This is a genomic window from Pseudomonas fuscovaginae SE-1, from assembly GCF_000364705.1.
Taxonomy (GTDB): Bacteria; Pseudomonadota; Gammaproteobacteria; order Pseudomonadales; family Pseudomonadaceae; genus Aquipseudomonas; species Aquipseudomonas fuscovaginae_A.
This window is the reverse complement of record NZ_AQOH01000335.1, coordinates 13381-31920: the sequence shown is the minus strand read 5'-3', so window position 1 is coordinate 31920 and position 18540 is coordinate 13381. Positions and strand designations below refer to the sequence as shown.

Below are 18540 nucleotides of genomic sequence, written 5' to 3'. Positions count from 1 at the left end.
TTTTTTTGGGGGGGGGGGCTCAAATGGCCCTTCAGTATTCAATTGCCTGTATGAGTGTTTTCAGTGTTTCGGTTGGTATTGCCGTTGCACCATTGGTGGCTGCTGTGATTCAGGTTGTCTTCTTTGATCTTTCACTGAGCTTGTCTTTTTTTAATACTTGCTTTTTATACGGCTTTTCTGATTTTGTTGGTTATTGTTCAGTTTAAATATATTGTGAAACCAATCGTCCCTCGTGTTGAGCCATAGTCAGATGTGGCTTCATCGAGCCGGCTCGGATCCGCACGTCGGGTGGTGGCGGTGAGCCTAAGCTGCCCTTTACTCCCGTTATCTGTGCCCCCATATACTCCTGACGCTGACCCAGAAGGCCACAGCAGTTATGCTGTGTGCCTGCCGAGGAGATAGAAATGGCCTACGATTTTGATCTGTTTGTGATTGGCGCCGGTTCCGGCGGTGTGCGTGCGGCGCGGTTCGCCGCCGGTTTCGGGGCCAAGGTGGCGGTGGTCGAAAGCCGCTACCTGGGAGGCACCTGCGTCAACGTCGGTTGCGTGCCCAAGAAGCTGCTGGTCTACGGATCGCACTTCGCCGAGGATTTCGAGCAGGCCAAGGGCTTTGGCTGGTCGCTGGGCGAAGCGAGCTTCGACTGGGCGACCCTGATCGCCAACAAGGACAAGGAGATCAATCGCCTCAACGGCATCTATCGCAACCTGTTGGTCAACAGCGGCGTCACGCTGCTCGAAGGTCATGGCAAGCTGGTCGATCCGCATCAGGTCGAGGTCAACGGCCAGCGCTACAGCGCCCGGCATATCCTGATCGCGACGGGCGGCTGGCCACAGATTCCCGACATTCCAGGGCATGAACACGCCATCAGTTCCAACGAGGCGTTTTTCCTCAAGGAACTGCCCAAGCGCATCCTGGTGGTCGGCGGTGGCTACATCGCCGTCGAGTTCGCCGGCATTTTCAACGGCCTGGGCGCCGAGACCCAGTTGCTGTATCGCGGCGACCTGTTCCTGCGTGGCTTCGACGGTTCGGTGCGCAAACACCTGGCCGAGGAGCTGACCAAGCAGGGCCTCACGCTGCAGTTCAACAGCGATATCGAGCGTATCGACAAGCAGGCCGATGGCAGCCTCAAGGCCACCCTCAAGGACGGTCGCGAACTGGTCGCCGACTGTATTTTCTACGCCACCGGGCGTCGCCCGATGCTGGACAACCTGGGTCTGGAAAACACCGGGGTGAAGCTGGACAGGAACGGTTTCATCCAGGTCGATGAGCTGTACCAGACCGCCGAGCCGTCGATCCTCGCCCTGGGCGATGTGATCGGGCGTGTGCAACTGACGCCGGTGGCCCTGGCCGAAGGCATGGCCGTGGCCCGTCGCCTGTTCAAGCCCGAGCAGTATCGCCCGGTCGACTACAACCAGATCCCCACGGCGGTGTTCAGCCAGCCGAACATCGGTACCGTCGGCCTGACCGAGGAACAGGCGCGGGAGCAGGGCCATGAGGTGACGATCTTCGAAAGCCGCTTCCGGCCGATGAAGCTGACCCTGACCGACTGCCAGGAAAAGACCCTGATGAAGCTGGTGGTGGATGCCCGTACCGACAAGGTGCTGGGTTGCCACATGGTCGGGCCGGACGCCGGAGAGATCATTCAGGGCCTGGGCATTGCGCTGAAGGCCGGGGCGACCAAGCGTGATTTCGACGAAACCATCGGCGTGCATCCGACGGCGGCCGAGGAGTTCGTCACCCTGCGTACGCCTGTCGCGGGCTGATCATGGCCCTGGCCGCGCCACCCGACCTGAGCGACACCAACCGGCCGGTGCAGCCGCTGGCCCGGACCTACCCGCGGGGCCTGTTCATCGAGCCTCACGAGCACGTCTGGGGACAGTTGCTGTATGCGATGTCCGGGGTGATGTGGGTCGAGACGCCTCACGAGGCCCTGGCGGTGCCGCCACAGCGGGCGGTCTGGCTGCCACCGGGGGTCTCCCACGGTATCCGGGTGGTGTCGGACCTGCAGATGCGCAACATCTACCTGCGTCCGGCCCTGGCCGCGACGCTGGAGAGCACGGTGCAGGTGATCGAGGTTGGCGGCCTGCTGCGCGAGCTGATCATTGGTCTGGTGGCGCAGGCCGATGAGGCCCAGGGTGAATACTATGAGGCGATGGCTGGCCTGGCGCTGCTGGAGTTGCGTCGGGCGCGGCGCTCGATGCTGAAAATCGCCCTGCCGTCCGGCAGCGACCGGCGCCTGCTGACGGTGTGCCAGGCGGTGATGAGCGCGCCGTCGCTGGCGATTTCCTTCGACCAGCACGCCGAGACGGCCGGCGCCAGCGTGCGCACCCTGGCGCGGCTGTTCCAGGCGGAGCTGGGCATGGGCTTTGCCGAATGGCGGCGCCAGGTGCAGTTGGCGACCGCCGTGGCCGAGTTGATCCAGGGTGTGCCGGTCAGTCGCATCGCCCGCTCTCTGGGATATTCCCCCAGCAGTTTCAGTGACATGTTCCGCCGTGCCCTGGGCATCTCGCCCTCGCATTACCCGGTGGACTGAAGCACTTCTCCCACGCTTGACCGATATCCAGAAGCCTTTGACCGACAGCCCATGTTTGTCGGCCATAGACTGCAGGCATTCCCTTTCGGAGCCTGGATTTCATCATGAGCTACCTGATTTCTCTCGTTATCGGTCTTGCTGTCGGTCTGCTGTACGGCGGGCTCGATTTCCGTTCCCCGGCGCCTCCCGCCGTGGCCTTGGTCGGCCTGCTCGGCATGCAGTTGGGCGAGAAGGCCTGGCCGTTGGGCAAGCAACTGGTGGCTGGCTGGTTGTCCTGAATCCCTTCCGTTCCCTGTCTGGATATGCATTCCATGAAAGCTCTGCAATTCTCGAAAACCGGTGATCTTGGCGCTCTGCAATGGGTCGACCTGCCAATGCCCGTGCCGGCCGCCGGTGAGGTGCTGGTACAGATCAAGGCTGCTGGCCTGAACCCCAGCGATGTGAAGAACGTACTGGGTCGTTTCTCCTACACCACCTTGCCACGGGTGCCCGGGCGTGACTTCGCCGGGGTGGTGGTCGAGGGCCCGCAGGCGCTGCTCGGCCAGGAAGTCTGGGGCACCGGCAAGGAGCTGGGCTTCACCGGTGACGGTTCCCATGCGCAGTACCTGACCCTGCCGGCTGAGGGGGTGGCGCTCAAGCCGGCGCATTTGAGCTTTGCCCAGGCGGCCAGCCTTGGGGTGCCGTACACCACCGCCTGGGATGCCCTGGAGCGCAGCCTGGTGACGGCCGGGACCCGGCTGCTGGTGATCGGTGCCAACGGCGCGGTCGGCAGTGCGGCCGTCGCCCTGGCGAAGATTCGCGGGGCGCAGGTGCTGGCGGCGGTCCGTCGACCGGAGCAGGCCGAGGCGCTGCGGGCCCGCGGCTTCGATGCCATCGTGTTGGACAAGCCGGAGAATCTGGCGGCCTCGGTCAATGGCGTATTCCCTGGCGGTGCCGAGGTGGTTTTCGATACCACGGGGTTCTGGTTGCCTGCGGCGGTGGGAGCCCTGGCAACGTTTGGCCGCATCGCAATCATCGCCGCGCCGGTCGACGGCCATGTGCAATTGCCGGCGTTGGCCCTGTATCGCAAGGGGGGCTCGGTGGTTGGCATCAACTCGCTGCTTTACGGCACCGTGGCATGCGCGCGGATGCTCGATCAGTTCGGACGCTTCTTTGATGAGGGGCTGTTGGAGTTGCCCTCGGGCTTGCGCGAATCTCCGCTGGTCGATGGGCCGGCGCGGTATGCCGAGGTCAACCAGGGCAGCAGCGAGAAGGTGATTCTGCTGCCCTGAGGCGGATCGTTCCCACGCTCTGCGTGGGAATGCAGCCCGTGACGCTTTGCGTCACAAGCGCGGACGCCGAGCTTCCGGAGAGGCATTTCCACGCGGAGCGTGGGAACGATCGAGTCTTCGCAAGGGCGGCAAATGGGGTGGGTTGAGCTACGACCGTGGTGTCCCACGACGCAGATGCCGCGATGCTCACCCACGGGTTCCTGGCGGGCTGGGGCCCGGCCTCAGGGTTCCAGGTGCAGGCTGGCGCGGATGCCGTTGACCACTGGCTCCTGGGCCTTGTAGCCGTCCGCGGAGCCGGCATACAGCAGGGAGTAGGCCTTGCCCTCGCGTGCCGCAGCCACCAGGGTCTGGGTCATCACGTGGCCGCCGTTCTGGGTGATGGTGCAGGTGGTTTCCACCGCCGGCAGGCCGCCCAGGGTGCTGTCGTGGATGCGGTTGCAGACGCTCATGAAGCCACGCTCGACGAAGTTCTTCTGTACCGCCTTGCGCATTTCCAGCAGCACGCCGGGCAGGTTGACCTGATGCCCGGGGGCGAGCGCCGACTGGGTCAGTTCCATGACCATCAGCGGGTCGCCATTGGCGTCGTTCTTCACCGCGCGCTGGCGCAGGCCGCTGATCACCTCGCCAGCAGCATTCTGTGCGGGCGGCAAGGTCTGCACTTCCCAGTCGCCGGGCCAGGTGATCATCAGGTCGTCCGCGAGGGCGGACGAGCCGCCAAGCAGCAGGAGCAGGGCGGTGAAACAGGCACGGCGTTGCACTGGGGTCATGGAGGGCACTGGCAAGGGAGAATGAAGATGATTGTTACAGTGTATCAATAGTTGCGCGCGATAGCCGATTCTTCTGCGCGCTCAGGGCCGGCAGGGGGCCCTCGGACAGCCGGCAAGGAAACGATGACGATCGCATGCATCGGAATTTCCACTTTTCCTGTCGAATCAGCAACTTGATCACAGTTCGCGGGCAGCTTGGAGGAGAGGGACCGGGTCCTTGGGGCATTGGGCAGGTTCTTGCGGCCAACTTCAGGGAAAGTACGTCTTTCTGCTGCTGTGACGACAGGTCGCAGCCAGGGCCGACAGGCCGTCAGGCCACCGCGCAGACGCCCCCGAAAACCCCGACACAGGTAACCGTTGCTCAGCTAACCCTTTGCTTCTCAAGCGTTATCCCGGACAATCGCGACCCTCTTATGGCCGGGGCGCTGCCAATAAGCTGTTTTTCCGCTCCGGTCGCGTGGTAATGACCGGCTAACGGAGACTCGACCGGATGAATGACCAGGCCAACAGCGTCGACGAACGCTATGAATCGGCTCCCGCTGCACTGAGCAGCTGGAGCCGCCACGACACTACCTGGATGCTGGGTCTGTTCGGCACGGCAATCGGCGCCGGAACCCTGTTCCTGCCGATCAACGCGGGGCTGGGCGGCTTCTGGCCGCTGCTGATCCTGGCGCTGCTGGCTTTCCCGATGACGTTCTACGCGCACCGTGGCCTGACCCGTTTCGTGCTCTCCGGGCGCGATGGCGCGGACATCACCGAAGTGGTCGAAGAGCATTTCGGCCTGACCGCCGGTGCGCTGATCACCTTACTGTACTTCTTTGCGATCTTCCCGATCCTGCTGATCTACAGCGTTGCCCTGACCAACACCGTGGGCAGCTTCCTCGAGCACCAGTTGCACATCGCGCCGCCGCCGCGGGCGATCCTGTCCCTGGCGCTGATCCTCGGTCTGCTGGCAGTGGTGCGTTGCGGTGAACAACTGATCGTCAAGGCCATGAGCATGCTGGTCTACCCGTTCATCGTCGCCCTGGCGTTCCTGGCGGTGTACCTGATTCCGCACTGGAACGGTGGCATCCTTTCCACCGCCAGCAGCCTGCCGGAGCCTTCGGCGCTGCTGCACACGCTGTGGCTGGCGATTCCGGTGATGGTGTTCTCGTTCAATCACTCGCCGATCATCTCGGCCTTCGCGGTTGACCAGAAGCGTCGTTATGGGGTTCACGCCGAGGAGCGCAGCAGCCAGATCCTGTGCCGTGCCCATCTGCTGATGGTGGTGATGGTGCTGTTCTTCGTGTTCAGTTGCGTACTGACCCTGTCGCCGGCCCAACTGGCCGACGCCAAGGCGCAGAACCTGTCGATCCTGTCGTACCTGGCCAACCACTTCAGCAACCCGACCATCGCCTTTGCCGCGCCGCTGATTGCCTTCGTGGCGATTGCCAAGTCGTTCCTGGGCCACTACATCGGTGCCAGTGAAGGCCTCAAGGGCCTGATCATCAAGAGCGGTCGCAAGCCGGCCGCCAAGACGCTGGATCGCATGACCGCGGCCTTCATGCTGGTGGTCTGCTGGCTGGTGGCGACGTTGAACCCGAGCATCCTCGGCATGATCGAGACCCTGGGTGGGCCGATCATCGCCGCGCTGCTGTTCCTGATGCCGATGTATGCGATCCGTCGCGTGCCGTCGATGCGCCAGTACTCGGGCAAGTTGTCCAACGTGTTCGTCACGCTGGTGGGCCTGGTATCGATTTCGGCGCTGATCTACTCGCTGGCGTCCTGATCGGTACACCAGGCAACCTCGGGCACCGGATGTGGGGGCGCACTCGCCGAGGCGTCGCACCACCGCGAACGGCTGCCCATGGCACCCGATCAGTGCTCCCTCGCGGCGGCATTGACCACCCGCTGGCGAAACTGGCGCAGCACTGACGAGCTGTCGCCCACCCGCGTCGCCAGGTGCAGTGGCGCGATCAGCCCCGGGCATTCGGCCAGGGGCCGGTAGGCAATGCCATCGCCGCGCAGGCGCTGCATCGAGGCGGGGACGATGGAGAGGCCCAGCCCTGCGGCGACCAGGCTCAGGGTCGCGGCCATGCGCGGCGCTTCCTGGATCACCCGGGGGCTGAAGCCCGCCTCCTGGCAGGCCACGAGAATGGCGTCGTACAGCCCCTGCCCGACTCGACGGCGATACAGCACGAAAGCTTCAGCGGCGAGGGCCGATAGTGGCAGGGCCCTGCGGGTGTCCCGCGCCAGCGGGTGGTCCATCGGCAGCGCCAGCAGCATGGGTTCGGTCAGGATCGGTTCGGCCTGCAAGGTGGGTGTACCGCTCAGGGGCGAGCGCACGAACGCCGCATCCAGGCGTTCATGCACCAGCGCGTCGATCAACTCGCCGGTACCGGCTTCCTCCAGCACGACCGAGACACCGCCAAAGGCTTCGCGAAAGTCCCGCAGCACTCCAGGCACGAACGGATGCAGCGCGGCCGAACTGGTGAAACCGACACCCAGACGGCCCTGTTCGCCACGGGCTGCGCGGCGGACCACCTCGGGTACAGTCTCGGCGCGGGCCAGCAGGTTCCGGGCTTCTTCCAGCAACGCCAGGCCGGCAGTGGTCGGGCGCACGCCCCGGGGCAGGCGTTCCATCAACGTCACCCCCAGATCGGCTTCGAGTTTCTGCAACAGCCGGGTCAGGGGTGGCTGTTGCATGTGCAGGCGTTCGGCCGCCCGGGTGATGTGGCCTTCTTCGGCGATAGCGACAAACGCTTGTAAACGACGCAGTTCGAGCATTGGAATACCTTGAAGGTATGGCAGTGTGTCATTATTGGCATTTGTCATCATGCTTTGCAAAACCTACGCTGTGCGCATTTCCTGAACACAAAGAGCAAGCGCGATGACCTGGTCAGCCAAGCAGTATTCAACCTTCGAAGCCGAACGCACCCGCCCGGTACGTGATCTGGTGGCGGCGATTGCGACCCACGACGTAAAGGTGGCGGTCGATCTGGGATGCGGGCCCGGCAATTCCACCGAGGTGCTGGCCGAGCGCTTTCCCCAGGCCCGGGTCACCGGCATGGACAGTTCCGACGACATGCTCGCCAGCGCCCGGTCGCGCCTGCCGGGCTTGAGTTTCGAACTGGCCGATATTGCCACGTGGAATCCGGACCGGACGTTCGACGTGATTCTCGCCAACGCCTCGCTGCAATGGCTGCCGGATCACGCCAGCCTGTATCCGCGCCTGGTGAGTCGACTGGCCAGCGGCGGCAGCCTGGCGGTGCAGACCCCTGACAACATGCAGGAGCCTTCCCATCGGCTGGCGCGGGAGGTGGCGGCGCAGGGCCCCTGGGCCGCGAAGATTGGCGCGGTACGGCATCCACCGCGGCATGATGCGTCGTTCTACTACGAATTGCTGAAGCCGCACTGCGCCTGTGTGGATGTCTGGCGCACCACCTACCATCATCCGCTGGCGGGCGGCCATGCGGCCGTCGTGGAGTGGTTCAAGGGTTCTGCATTGCGCCCCTACCTGGCACCGCTGGACGAGGCAGAAAAGGCCGCCTACCTGGAGCGCTACCTGGCGGCGATCAGTGAAGCCTATCCGGCGCTGCCCGATGGCAGTGTGCTGCTGCCGTTCCCGCGGTTGTTCGTGGTGGCCAGTCGCTGATCGGCGATAGGGTCAGGCGCGACGCTGCAGGTACTCGCTGAGCGCCTGGCGGGTCAGGTCATTATTGTCGAACTTGGCTCTGCTCGCCGAGCCTTCAACTTGCCTGTAGCCGAGATGCCCCAGCAACCTGACCAGCTCTGGCCAGGTAAAGGTGGTACAGGGATTGAGCAGTCGGGTGAGCAGCTTTTCGTTTCTCGACACCAACCCTCCTTGGTGCAACTAAACATAGTTGCTGAAATGTAGAGGGGGCAAGAATGAGAGCTTTTCTCTGGGCCTTCAATCACTGCCGTAGAGTAATTGAGGTTTCCTGCGAGGTATGGAGAAATGTATTGCCAGTGCCTGTTGGGTAGGCACTGGCAATCGGATCACGGGGAGAGGGCGTCAGCTGACCACCCGGTAGCAAGGCTCGTAGGCCGCGCCACCCGGCAGCTTCATCCGGTGCTGGGCCACGAAGGCCTGGAGCAGTTTGTCCAGCGGCTGCATGACCTCGGCATCACCGTGAATCTCGTACGGGCCATGTTCTTCGATCAGGCGGATGCCCTTGTCCTTGACGTTGCCGGCGACGATGCCGGAGAACGCCCGGCGCAGGTTGGCCGCCAGTTCGTGGGGGGGTTGGTTGCGGTGCAGCTTGAGGCTGGACATGTTGGCGTGGGTCGGGTCGAACGGGTGCTGGAAGCCTTCGTCGATCTTCAGCAGCCAGTTGAAGTGGAAGGCGTCGTTGCGCTCGCGGCGGAACTGCTTGACCGCCTTGAGGCCCTGGGCCATTTCCCGGGCGACCTGCGCCGGGTTGTCGATGATGATCTGGTAGTGCTTGTGTGCCTCTTCACCCAGCGTCGCGCCGACGAAGGCATGCAGTTGTTGCAGGTAGGCCTCGGCGCTGCGCGGGCCGGTGAGGATCACCGGGAAGGGCAGGTCGCGGTTGTCCGGGTGCATCAGGATGCCCAGCAGGTAGAGGAATTCCTCCGCCGTACCGGCCCCGCCCGGGAAGATGATGATGCCGTGGCCGACCCGCACGAAGGCCTCCAGGCGTTTCTCGATGTCGGGCATGATCACCAGTTCGTTGACGATCGGGTTCGGCGCCTCGGCGGCGATGATGCCCGGCTCGGTCAGGCCCAGGTAGCGGCCGGTGGTGATGCGTTGCTTGGCGTGGGAGATGGTCGCGCCCTTCATCGGCCCCTTCATCACGCCCGGGCCGCAGCCGGTGCAGATGTCCAGGCTGCGCAGGCCCAGCTCGTGGCCGACCTTCTTGGTGTACTGGTATTCCTCGCTGCTGATCGAGTGGCCGCCCCAGCACACCACCATCTTCGGTTCCAGGCCCGGGCGCAGGGTGCGCGCGTTGCGCAGCAGGTGGAAAACGTAGTCGGTGATGCCCTGGGAGCTGTCCAGGTCGATGCGCTGGCTGCCCAGTTCGTTTTCGGTGTAGACGATGTCGCGCAGGGCGCTGAAGAGCATTTCCCGGGTGCTGGCGATCATCTCGCCGTCGACGAAGGCGTCCGCCGGGGCATTGAGCAGTTCCAGGCGTACGCCGCGATCCTGCTGGTGAATACGGATCTCGAAGTCCTTGTAGGCTTCGAGGATGGTCTTGGCATTGTCGACATGAGCGCCGGTGTTGAGGATGGCCAGGGCGCACTGGCGAAAGAGCGTGTAGATGCTGCCGGAGCCGGCTTCGCTCAGTTGCTGCACTTCACGCTGGGAAAGGGTTTCAAGGCTGCCCTTGGGGCTGACCGAGGCATTGATTACGGATCGTTGGGTCATTCTCTATTCCATTAAAGCAACGCGGCCGGAGGTTGATGCACCGGTAGCGTCAGAAAGGCCGGCGTCGACCAATGTCGGACGCCAGGGATGAGACGGGAGAGGTTCACGTGCGCTGTACCGCCACGCATTTGATCTCCACCAGCAGGCCGGGGTGCGCCAGTTCCGAGACGCCGATCGACGTCCAGGCACAGTGCCCACGCGGAAAAACACGATTCTTGACCTCCCGAAAGACTGCCATGTGTTGGCTCATATTGACATGACAGGTGGTCATGTCGACCACCTCGTCAAAGCTGCGGCCGCCGGCCGCCAGCACCAGCCGGAGGTTTTCCCGGCAGGCGGAAAACTGGGCCTCGGGCTCCTCGATCACTTCCAGTGCCGCGGTCCGACCGACCTGTCCGGCGCAATACAGCGTCGTTCCGACCTTGACGGCGGGCGCATGGCCGGCGCGATCGACGAGGGTCTGCATGGACGCGGGAACGATGATTTCGCGGTCTGCCATGGGGCGGTGTTCCTGATAGCTCTGAAAGCGGACACTCGAGAAAGTGCCCTAGCATAGCTAAATCGCGCGCCCAGGTGTGCCCCGTTGCCGGGGCGGGAGGGGAAGAGGGGATCAGGGTTGTACGACACCCAATTGCAGTTCGGCGCACAATCCGCCGCCCTCCCGGTTGCTCAGGGTCAGCGAGCCGCCCAGGGCCACCGCCAGTTGTTGGGCGATCGCCAGGCCCAGGCCGGTGCCGCCGGTGCTGCGATTGCGCGAGCTTTCCACCCGGTAGAACGGCTTGAGCACCTCCCGCAGCTCCGCCTCGGCGATTCCGGGGCCACGGTCGAGAACCAGGATCGAGATGCCCTGGTTGGTCTTCGAACGCACTTCCAGCTCTGCGGCGCCGGCGAACTTGAGGGCGTTGTCCACCAGGTTGACCAACACCCGGCGCAGGGCATGGGGGCGGACTTCGATCAGTGCGCCGTTCTTGCCCGTCAGTTCGACTGCCTGGCCAGTATCCTGATAGTCGAACACCAGGCTGTCGAGGAACGAGTCCAGGTCGATGCGGCAACTGAGCTCGGTCGCGCCATGCACGCTGCGGGCATAGGCGACGCCTTCGCGGACCAGGTGCTCGATCTCGCCCAGGTCCTGCCAGAGCTTGTCTTTCTCCGGCGACTCGTCCATGAATTCGGCGCGCAGCTTCATCCGGGTGATGGGCGTCTGCAGGTCATGGGAAATCGCTGCCAGCAGTTGCATGCGCTCCTTGAGGTAGTCGGCGATGCGTTTTTGCATGGCGTTGAACGCAGTGGCGGCGTGGGCGACTTCCGAGGGGCCGCTTTCGTCCAACTGCACGGCGTGGGTGTTGGGATCGAGGTTCTCCACCGCCTGGGCCAGGCGGGTCAGTGGGCGCACGGCGATCCGTACCGCCAGCCAGGTGCAGCCGAGCATCAGCAGCAACTGCCCAAGCAGCACGGCCGGCAGCCAGGGCGACATGGGCGCCAGGGAAGGGCGCACGTCGATGGTCACCGGGCTGCCGTCCTTGAGGGTCAGGTGTGCCTGGAAGTGCTTATTCGGTCCGGGGATGTCGCTGAAGGTCACCGGGTAATCCGGTCCCAGGGCTTCTTCGATCGAGGGGACGGCGATGGGCAGATCGCCCGGACTCATGGGCATGCCCTGTTCACCCTCGTTGAGCAGGTAGCCATAGTTCTTTCGCGCCAGACGGGGCAGCCAGCTCTCGCGCTCCACCGCCGGCAGGCGCTCGAGAATGGCGATCGAGGTCGAGACGTCGGTCTCCAGGTTGCCCAGCATGGCGTTCTTGGCACTTTCGTAGCGCTCGTAGGATTGCGCGCCGAACGACAACGCCTGGGCCAGGATCAGGCATACCAGGAAAATCAGCGACAACCGCGAAGCCAGGGTCCGCGGCCAGTGCAGCACGCGCCTCATGCCTCGGCACCCAGCAGTTCCACCGGCAACGAAAATACATAACCTTCGCTGCGCACGGTCTTGATGTAGGCCGGCTCGCGCGCGTCATCGAGCAGGCGCTGGCGCAGGCGGCTGACCAGCAGGTCGATGGAGCGATCGAACAGGTCGGCGTCGCGACCCTGGGTGAGGTTGAGCAACTGGTCGCGATTGAGCACCCGTTGCGGGTGGTCGAGGAACACCCGCAGCAGGCGGTATTCGGCGCCGCTCAGGGCAACCATGGTGCCGTCCTGGTCGAGCAGGTGGCGCGCGGTGGTGTCCAGCTTCCAGCGGCCGAAGCCCAGCAGGCGACCGCTTTCGGTGACCACCAGGTTCGGTGGCAGCATCCGCGTGCGGCGCAGCACGGCATTGATCCGCGCCAGCAGCTCGCGGGCGGCAAAGGGCTTGACCAGGTAGTCGTCGGCGCCCATTTCCAGGCCGATGATGCGGTCGGTCTCGTCGTTGCGGGCGGTCAGCATCAGCACCGGAGTGTTCTTGTGCTTGCCGGCACGCAGTTCACGGCACAGCAGCAGACCATCGTCACCGGGCATCATGATGTCGAGCACGATCAGGTCCACCGGGGTGGTTTCCAGGAAGGCGCGCATCTGCCGGCCATCGGCGACCACGGTGGTGCGCAGGCCGTTCTTCTTCAGGTAGTTGCCAACCAGCTCCCTGATTTCCCGGTCATCATCCACGATCAAGATGTGATCGACATGTTCCATCGGTCCAACCTCTGTCAAAAATGGGTCATGGCGCAGTCTAACGACAAGCGCTGTACTTGCCTGCCACGGTTTGTATTGCAGTGTATCTGGCGGGCGATGGATACACGGATATGCAAAAAAGTCCGCTCAGGGGCGAACGTGCTGGCCATCCTCGGCAAAATCCAGCGGGCCGCGATAGTGCTGGCGGATGGATTTGCTGGCTGCATCACGGAACGGGTCGATTTCTCCGGGCAGGTGGCTGAGCAGCAGGTGCGACACCCCGGCGGCGCTGCTGATCCTGCCGATGTCGGCAGGCGCGGTATGCAGCGTATAGAGGATCGGGCGGGCGTTGGGTGGGTCCAGCACCGGGTCGTTGAACACCAGCCATTGCGAGCCCTTGGCGATGCGGGTCAGGGCAGCGTGGGCCTGGGCATCGATGTCGCCGCTGAAGGTGATGCTCCTGCCCTTGTAGTCGACCCGGTAGATCACCGCCGGTGAGTCGCCATGGTGACCCCCCACTGCGCTGATGCGCAGGCCGTCCTGTTCGAGGATGACCTGGGGTTGGGTCTTGTCCCCGACGCTGCTGGCCGGGCCGAACAGGTCGGTGATATTGAAGTCGATATGCCCGGCAAAGTCCTGCAGGTAGCTGAAGGCACCGAAGGTGCCGAACAGCAGATCGACGAACTGGCTGGTGGCGGGAAAGCGCGCGCCGGGCTTGCCGTTGCCCGCAGTGGCTGGGGTGCTGGCGCTGGGGCCGAAGATCCGGAAATCGATATCGCTGCGGGCACTGACGGCCCGTGCCTTGATGATCCCGGGCAGTTCGGCGACGTGGTCCACGTGCAGGTGGGTCAGCAGCACGATGTCCAGCTTGCGCAGGTCGAGCCGGGCCTCGCCGATACGGGCGAAGGTACCGGGACCGGCGTCCACCAGGATGCGCGGCGTACCGTCCAGCAGCAGTGCATAACCGGCACCTGCCCGGCCGGTGGCCGCCGGGCCGCCGGAACCGAGCACCACCATCTCCAGCGGTTCGGCAACCGCCGTGTCCTGTGCGGCCAGGACCGAACCGCTGCCCAGCAGCAGGCTGAGCAGGGCGGCGGCGAGCCGTAGCGCGTATTTCGACCACAACATCCAGTGACTCCTCGCATCGATCGTCTTTGTCGTGCAGTTCACCGCAGCCATGTATCCGGGGTATTTCAGGGCGGTGTTCTACCTCGATGTGTATCGCTCTGTATCCGAAGGCGTGCCAGACACGTGCGCTTTAACTGTGGGCTGTTCGCGACACACGCGGGATACCTGGCGGGCATTCAATGAGCTCCATCGAGACAACGGTACTCGACCTCACTGAAACCCACCAAAAGGAAATGACCATGAACAGCAAAGCCCTTTTCGCCGCCTGCCTCTTCGCTGTCCTGAACGTCTGCACCCTGTCGGCCCGGGCTGAATCTCAGGTGCAGCCCCACTCGGAAACCTACAGCTACGGCAGTCACCTGGACGTGCGCAAGGTGCTGTCGCTGAGCCAGGACGACGGGCCTGAGTGCAGCGTGGTCAACGCCCGGATGACCTATCTCGATTCCCGGGGCGAACAGCACATCCTCGCCTACCGCAAGTTCTCCGACATCTGCCACGAGGGGAGTTGAGCCTTGGAACGTTTCGCCCTGGCCGTGTTGAGCCTTTTACTTCTGATACGAGAGTGCATGCCATGAACCACGTGAGAACCTACCTGAGTGCGATCGCCTTTTCCCTGGCCGGTGTTGCTGTACACGCCGATGCCGCCACTGAAAAACGCCAGTGCCGTGACGGCCAGTGCTTCCAGTTGACGCCGGTCGGCGCGCAGCAGAAGGCGCCGTTGCTGAGCGAGAACGGTGCCAGCCACACGCCGCAGGGACGTTACCTGGAAGAGATGCGGGCTTGAGCTGGCGCCACTGCCGGTTCCAGACCCGTAGGATGGAATGGCCGCGCAAGAAGTCCGAGAGTGGGGAATTGCAGGCGTGAGCGGCTGGCCGATGGTTGCGGGCCCTGGTTAAAAAAAGCTACTGCACGGGGAGTGCAGTAGCTGAAGTCTTAACCAAAGGATGATGAAGAAGAGTATGGCCCAATGACTGTTCCAGCAGCAGGCTGGAAAGCGATTGAGGCATAACTTTGCCATCGGGGTGCACAGTACCATCGCTGTCGGCCTATCACTTATCAGCCGTATCAATAGTGATTATTGATACAAACCTGCCCGATTGTATCGAGTCCCGTGCTAGAGCGGTTGCGTGGCAGTTTCTCCACCTTGTGGGAGATTCTGTGGTTCTGCGCAAGGGTTGAGGGCCTCTTCGCGGCGGTCCGACGCTTCGGTGAAGCCTGCGTCCACAAGGCACGGGCCAGGCGCGCTCCCTGTGGGAGCCGGCCGGGCGGCGCTCCGCTTGCTGGCGATAGCGGTCTGCCCGGCAACGCTTCATTGTCTGACTCGGCGCTATCGCCAGCAAGCCGGCTCCTACAGAAGGGCGGTTATTCGCTGAAGTCGGCGTACTCGGCGCCCATGCGCCCGTTGCGCTTGATCCGGTACAGCAGCTCATCGACCTTCTCGACGAAGCCCAGCGCCGGCTCTTCGAGACCTGCGCGGGTGGTGCCCACGCCGAGGCTGATACTCAGCAACTCGGACACCGCCGACTTCTCATGGGGAATCTGTTGCTGGCGAACCAGTTGCAGGCAGTTCTGTGCAATTTGCCGGGCCTTGTCCGCCGGTGTTTCCGGCAACAGCCAGACGAACTCCTCGCCACCGATCCGGGCGATGAAATCCCGCGGGCGGTTGGCGGCACGGGCCAGGGTTTGCGCAACCTGGCGCAGGGCCTCGTCGCCCTTGATGTGACCGTAATGGTCGTTGTACTGCTTGAAGAAATCGATATCCACGATGATCAGCGACAATGGCAACTGGCTGCGCTGGGCCTGGTCCCACTCGCGGGCGAGCACGGTGTCGAACATGCGGCGGTTGGCGATGCCGGTCAGGCCGTCCTGGAACGAGTACTCCTCCAGTTGCTTCTGCAGGCGCACCAGGTGCTCCTCGGTCTTCTTGCGCTCGCTGATATCGAACATGAAACCGATCAGCGCCTCGACTTCCCCGTCCTTGCGCACCACATGCACCACATCGCGGATCCACACGTATTCGCCGTCGCGGGTCAGCGCGCGGTAGTCGGCCTCGTGGTCGACGCCGGCCTTGGACTGCGAGACGCAGAAGTTCACCACGTACTCGCGATCGTCCGGGTGCATGCGCGAGACCCAGTCATCGATACCCACCCAACTGTTCTGGGGCCAGCCAAGCAGGCTCTCGATCTGCGGGCCGATGTAACTGAAGGTCATGGTCTTCCAGTCGATCCGCCAGGGGATGGCCTTGGTGGATTCGAGCAGGGTCTTGTAGACGTCGCTATCGGTTTCGGCAGGGGACAGGGTGCTCATGAGCGATAAGGATTCGCAGTAGGAGGGGGGCGACTAGAATGTTGCCCGCCGGGCGCGCAATCAAGGCTCAGGCGATGCAAGGCAGGGCATTTTGTCTTATCCGATGGCAACCGATGTTGTAAAAGCAGTGACGCATGGGCTTTTCGAGCGTCTACGACTAGAATCCGCGACGTTATCACCATCAGCGTCGATACAGGCCTAAGAGAAAAGGGGACCTTATGATCATCAAACCACGCGTTCGTGGCTTTATCTGTGTGACCACTCATCCGGTGGGCTGCGAAGCCAACGTCAAGCAACAGATTGACTATGTCACCCAGCAAGGCCCGGTCAATGACGGACCGAAGAACGTTCTGGTGCTCGGTGCCTCTACCGGCTACGGCCTGGCTGCACGCATCACCGCCGCATTCGGCTGCGGGGCCAAGACCCTCGGCGTATTCTTCGAGCGCGAAGGCGACGAAGGCAAGCTGGGCACCGCCGGCTGGTACAACAGTGCCGCGTTCCACAAGTTCGCCGAGGCTGAAGGCCTGTACGCCAAGAGCATCAACGGCGACGCCTTCTCCGATGAGGTCAAGCGCCTGACCATCGAAACCATCAAGCGCGACCTGGGCAAGATCGACCTGGTGGTCTACAGCCTGGCGGCGCCACGTCGTACCGACCCGAAAACCGGTGAGGTCTACAGCTCGACGCTCAAGCCGATCGGCAAGTCGATCACCCAGCGTGGCCTGAACACCGACAAGGAAGTGGTGGCCGAAACCACCCTGGAGCAGGCGAGCGAGGAAGAAATCGCCGGTACCGTCAAGGTCATGGGTGGCGAAGACTGGCAGCTGTGGATCGACGCGCTGGACGAAGCCGGCGTGCTGGCCGACGGCGCCAAGACTACTGCCTTCACCTACCTGGGCGAGAAGGTCACACACGACATCTACTGGAACGGTTCGATTGGCGCCGCCAAGAAGGACCTGGACCAGAAAGTCCTGAAGATTCGCGAGCGCCTGGCAGCCAAGGGCGGCGACGCCCGTGTGTCGGTCCTCAAGGCCGTGGTCACCCAGGCCAGTTCGGCCATCCCGATCATGCCGCTGTACCTGTCGCTGCTGTTCAAGGTGATGAAGGAGCAGGGCGTGCACGAAGGCTGCATCGAGCAGGTCTATGGCCTGTACAAGGACAGCCTGTACTCGCCGACCCCGATCCTCGACGAAGACGGCCGTCTGCGCGCCGACTACAAGGAACTGGCGCCTGAGGTGCAGGATCTGGTCGCCAAGCTGTGGAACGAAGTGACCACCGAGAACCTCAACGAACTGACCGACTTCGCCGGCTACAAGGCCGAGTTCCTGCGCCTGTTCGGTTTCGGTGTCGACGGTGTGGACTACGATGCCGACGTCAGTCCGGACGTGGCGATCGCCAACCTGATCCAGGCCTGATTCGCCCCTGAAGCGTTTAACGATCCCTACGGGCCTACCGTGCGGGTCGTTGCCTGAAGAGGGTCGCAGGTGCCATTCCCGGCGCCTGCGACTCGTCACCTCCCGCCGCGACCGCTGCTGTGCTTTCAGCCTGCCAGCCGTTGCATCTTCGCCCAGTGTCCGGGCGCCAGGCCGAAGGTACTGCGAAATTGCCGGTTCATGTGGCTCTGGTCGGCGAACCCGGCCATCAGTGCCGCCTCACTCAGCGAATGGCCTTGTGCCAGTAGCGAGCGCACCAGGTCCAGTCGCCGCATGCTCAGGTAGCGATAGGGGCTGGTACCGAACAGCAGGCGAAAATCCCGGCTCAGGGCCCAGCGGTCGCGACCACTGTGCTCGGCCAGCTCATCGAGGGTCACGGTCCGGTCCAGCGCGCTGTGAATGAACTCGCGGGCGCGCTCCGCCGCCTGGTAGTCGAAGCTGCGTCGTTTGCTCGGTGCGCCACACACGGCATTCAGCGCGTGGGCCAGTTCGAAGATCGCATCCTGCTCCTCCAGCGGGTCGAGTGCACGGTCCATGCTCTGCAGCAGGGTTTCGGTGGCGACCCGCAGGCGCGGGTCGGTGCTCAACCCGCCGGGTACGAAGGGCAGGGGCCGGCCGCCGAGGGCCGCCTGGATCAGCGAGGGCTGCAGGTAGATCATCCGGTACTGGAAGCCATCGTGGGTGCCGGCCCGACCATCGTGGACTTCATCCGGGTGCAGCACCATGGTTCCGCCGGGCAGGCTGTGACGTTGACTGCCGCGGTACTTGAAACTCTGCACACCGGTGAGCGTCCGGCCAATGGCATAGGTGTCATGGCGATGGGGGCTGAAGCGGTGGCCATGGAAGAATGCCTCGAAACGTTCCATGTGGCTGGTCTGCGGTGCGCGCTGCACCCAGTCGACGCTTGGCGTATGTGTGCCCATGTCCTGCCTGTTCTTATCTCTTCATCACCGGATCGATAGTAAAGGAAAACACCGCGAGGCGCCGCTTTGCCGCAGGGGGCCGGTTTTGCCCGACAGGCCGGGCATGGCCGGGTCTGTTAGAATCGCTGAATATTGATACTGCGAGGTTG

Annotated in this window: 19 protein-coding genes and 1 pseudogene; 10 read left to right on the top strand and 10 right to left on the bottom strand. The window is 63.5% G+C overall.

From position 1 onward, the window contains the following. The 5 genes from K675_RS33785 to K675_RS0126735 all read left to right on the top strand — a co-directional run. On the top strand, positions 1–206 hold a 206-nt coding region (locus tag K675_RS33785), incomplete at its 5' end, for a hypothetical protein (protein ID WP_232434479.1). Positions 207–404: 198 nt separating this feature from the next. Further along, the gene (gorA, locus tag K675_RS0126750; protein WP_017906540.1) at positions 405–1763 is read left to right on the top strand and encodes a glutathione-disulfide reductase; all 1359 of its coding nucleotides are present in this window, start codon (positions 405–407) and stop codon (positions 1761–1763) included. Positions 1764–1765: 2 nt separating this feature from the next. Beyond that, on the top strand, positions 1766–2533 hold the full coding sequence (locus K675_RS0126745) for an AraC family transcriptional regulator (RefSeq protein WP_017906539.1): 768 nt from the start codon (positions 1766–1768) through the stop codon (positions 2531–2533). A gap of 104 nt (positions 2534–2637) precedes the next feature. After that, on the top strand, positions 2638–2811 hold the full coding sequence (locus K675_RS32595; RefSeq protein WP_017906538.1) for a DUF1427 family protein: 174 nt from the start codon (positions 2638–2640) through the stop codon (positions 2809–2811). Between the two features lie 33 nt (positions 2812–2844). Beyond that, on the top strand, positions 2845–3804 hold the full coding sequence (locus tag K675_RS0126735; protein ID WP_017906537.1) for a quinone oxidoreductase family protein: 960 nt from the start codon (positions 2845–2847) through the stop codon (positions 3802–3804). A gap of 221 nt (positions 3805–4025) precedes the next feature. Here the strand turns inward: K675_RS0126735 and K675_RS0126730 are convergent, their stop codons facing one another. Beyond that, on the bottom strand, positions 4026–4571 hold the full coding sequence (locus K675_RS0126730; RefSeq protein ID WP_020481083.1) for a DUF4946 domain-containing protein: 546 nt from the start codon (positions 4569–4571) through the stop codon (positions 4026–4028). A gap of 490 nt (positions 4572–5061) precedes the next feature. On the opposite strand from K675_RS0126730, the gene K675_RS0126725 reads away from it, so the two are divergent. After that, positions 5062–6339, top strand: a complete 1278-nt coding sequence (locus K675_RS0126725) for a serine/threonine transporter (protein WP_017906535.1) — start codon at positions 5062–5064, stop codon at positions 6337–6339. 89 nt (positions 6340–6428) lie between these two features. Here K675_RS0126725 and K675_RS0126720 read toward each other — a convergent pair whose 3' ends face one another. Then, on the bottom strand, positions 6429–7337 hold the full coding sequence (locus tag K675_RS0126720; protein WP_017906534.1) for a LysR family transcriptional regulator: 909 nt from the start codon (positions 7335–7337) through the stop codon (positions 6429–6431). Positions 7338–7440: 103 nt separating this feature from the next. Here K675_RS0126720 and tam point away from each other — a divergent pair, with 103 nt between their 5' ends. After that, complete coding sequence (tam, locus tag K675_RS0126715) at positions 7441–8205, top strand: trans-aconitate 2-methyltransferase (protein WP_017906533.1); 765 nt, start codon at positions 7441–7443, stop codon at positions 8203–8205. Between the two features lie 57 nt (positions 8206–8262). Here the strand turns inward: tam and K675_RS31450 are convergent. From K675_RS31450 to K675_RS0126685, 6 genes and pseudogenes are all read right to left on the bottom strand, one after another. Beyond that, positions 8263–8406: pseudogene (locus tag K675_RS31450) on the bottom strand (type II toxin-antitoxin system HicA family toxin); the annotation flags it as partial. 180 nt (positions 8407–8586) lie between these two features. Next, positions 8587–9960 carry a nucleotide 5'-monophosphate nucleosidase PpnN gene (gene ppnN / locus K675_RS0126705; RefSeq protein ID WP_017906531.1) on the bottom strand — a complete coding sequence of 458 codons (1374 nt, stop codon included), beginning with the start codon at positions 9958–9960 and terminating at the stop codon, positions 8587–8589. A gap of 103 nt (positions 9961–10063) precedes the next feature. Further along, positions 10064–10459 carry a RidA family protein gene (locus K675_RS0126700; RefSeq protein ID WP_017906530.1) on the bottom strand — a complete coding sequence of 132 codons (396 nt, stop codon included), beginning with the start codon at positions 10457–10459 and terminating at the stop codon, positions 10064–10066. A 111-nt stretch (positions 10460–10570) separates the two neighbouring features. Further along, a complete protein-coding gene (locus tag K675_RS0126695; protein ID WP_020481082.1) occupies positions 10571–11884 on the bottom strand; it encodes an ATP-binding protein in 1314 nt (437 codons plus the stop codon). Continuing rightward, entirely contained in the window at positions 11881–12621 is a 741-nt protein-coding gene (locus K675_RS0126690; RefSeq protein ID WP_017906528.1) for a response regulator, read from the bottom strand. Before K675_RS0126690 ends, K675_RS0126695 begins: the two co-directional genes overlap by 4 nt. Positions 12622–12747: 126 nt before the next feature. Then, complete coding sequence (locus tag K675_RS0126685; RefSeq protein WP_017906527.1) at positions 12748–13728, bottom strand: MBL fold metallo-hydrolase; 981 nt, start codon at positions 13726–13728, stop codon at positions 12748–12750. A gap of 239 nt (positions 13729–13967) precedes the next feature. On the opposite strand from K675_RS0126685, the gene K675_RS0126680 reads away from it, so the two are divergent. Together K675_RS0126680 and K675_RS0126675 are read left to right on the top strand one after the other, a co-directional pair. After that, positions 13968–14237: a DUF2790 domain-containing protein gene (locus K675_RS0126680; protein WP_017906526.1), complete on the top strand. Its 270-nt coding sequence runs from the start codon at positions 13968–13970 to the stop codon at positions 14235–14237. A 62-nt stretch (positions 14238–14299) separates the two neighbouring features. Further along, positions 14300–14512 carry a hypothetical protein gene (locus K675_RS0126675; protein WP_017906525.1) on the top strand — a complete coding sequence of 71 codons (213 nt, stop codon included), beginning with the start codon at positions 14300–14302 and terminating at the stop codon, positions 14510–14512. A 578-nt stretch (positions 14513–15090) separates the two neighbouring features. Here K675_RS0126675 and K675_RS0126670 read toward each other — a convergent pair. After that, positions 15091–16035: a diguanylate cyclase domain-containing protein gene (locus K675_RS0126670; RefSeq protein WP_017906524.1), complete on the bottom strand. Its 945-nt coding sequence runs from the start codon at positions 16033–16035 to the stop codon at positions 15091–15093. Positions 16036–16253: 218 nt separating this feature from the next. On the opposite strand from K675_RS0126670, the gene fabV reads away from it, so the two are divergent. Beyond that, positions 16254–17450 (top strand): enoyl-ACP reductase FabV, encoded by a 1197-nt coding sequence (gene fabV, locus K675_RS0126665; protein ID WP_017906523.1) that lies wholly within the window; start codon positions 16254–16256, stop codon positions 17448–17450. Between the two features lie 125 nt (positions 17451–17575). Here fabV and K675_RS0126660 read toward each other — a convergent pair whose 3' ends face one another. Next, positions 17576–18391, bottom strand: a complete 816-nt coding sequence (locus tag K675_RS0126660; RefSeq protein ID WP_017906522.1) for an AraC family transcriptional regulator — start codon at positions 18389–18391, stop codon at positions 17576–17578. Positions 18392–18540 lie beyond the last annotated feature (149 nt).

Excerpts from the sequence above, each read along its gene's own strand:
- K675_RS0126670 (WP_017906524.1), bottom strand. The coding sequence starts at position 16,035 with ATGAGCACCCTGTCCCCTGCCGAAACCGATAGCGACGTCTACAAGACC.
- K675_RS0126720 (WP_017906534.1), bottom strand. The coding sequence starts at position 7,337 with ATGCTCGAACTGCGTCGTTTACAAGCGTTTGTCGCTATCGCCGAAGAA.
- K675_RS0126700 (WP_017906530.1), bottom strand. The coding sequence starts at position 10,459 with ATGGCAGACCGCGAAATCATCGTTCCCGCGTCCATGCAGACCCTCGTC.
- fabV (WP_017906523.1), top strand. The coding sequence starts at position 16,254 with ATGATCATCAAACCACGCGTTCGTGGCTTTATCTGTGTGACCACTCAT.
- K675_RS0126680 (WP_017906526.1), top strand. The coding sequence starts at position 13,968 with ATGAACAGCAAAGCCCTTTTCGCCGCCTGCCTCTTCGCTGTCCTGAAC.
- K675_RS0126695 (WP_020481082.1), bottom strand. The coding sequence starts at position 11,884 with ATGAGGCGCGTGCTGCACTGGCCGCGGACCCTGGCTTCGCGGTTGTCG.
- K675_RS0126735 (WP_017906537.1), top strand. The coding sequence starts at position 2,845 with ATGAAAGCTCTGCAATTCTCGAAAACCGGTGATCTTGGCGCTCTGCAA.
- K675_RS0126730 (WP_020481083.1), bottom strand. The coding sequence starts at position 4,571 with ATGACCCCAGTGCAACGCCGTGCCTGTTTCACCGCCCTGCTCCTGCTG.
- K675_RS0126675 (WP_017906525.1), top strand. The coding sequence starts at position 14,300 with ATGAACCACGTGAGAACCTACCTGAGTGCGATCGCCTTTTCCCTGGCC.
- K675_RS0126685 (WP_017906527.1), bottom strand. The coding sequence starts at position 13,728 with ATGTTGTGGTCGAAATACGCGCTACGGCTCGCCGCCGCCCTGCTCAGC.
- K675_RS0126660 (WP_017906522.1), bottom strand. The coding sequence starts at position 18,391 with ATGGGCACACATACGCCAAGCGTCGACTGGGTGCAGCGCGCACCGCAG.
- K675_RS0126690 (WP_017906528.1), bottom strand. The coding sequence starts at position 12,621 with ATGGAACATGTCGATCACATCTTGATCGTGGATGATGACCGGGAAATC.
- ppnN (WP_017906531.1), bottom strand. The coding sequence starts at position 9,960 with ATGACCCAACGATCCGTAATCAATGCCTCGGTCAGCCCCAAGGGCAGC.
- tam (WP_017906533.1), top strand. The coding sequence starts at position 7,441 with ATGACCTGGTCAGCCAAGCAGTATTCAACCTTCGAAGCCGAACGCACC.
- K675_RS0126725 (WP_017906535.1), top strand. The coding sequence starts at position 5,062 with ATGAATGACCAGGCCAACAGCGTCGACGAACGCTATGAATCGGCTCCC.
- gorA (WP_017906540.1), top strand. The coding sequence starts at position 405 with ATGGCCTACGATTTTGATCTGTTTGTGATTGGCGCCGGTTCCGGCGGT.
- K675_RS0126745 (WP_017906539.1), top strand. The coding sequence starts at position 1,766 with ATGGCCCTGGCCGCGCCACCCGACCTGAGCGACACCAACCGGCCGGTG.
- K675_RS32595 (WP_017906538.1), top strand. The coding sequence starts at position 2,638 with ATGAGCTACCTGATTTCTCTCGTTATCGGTCTTGCTGTCGGTCTGCTG.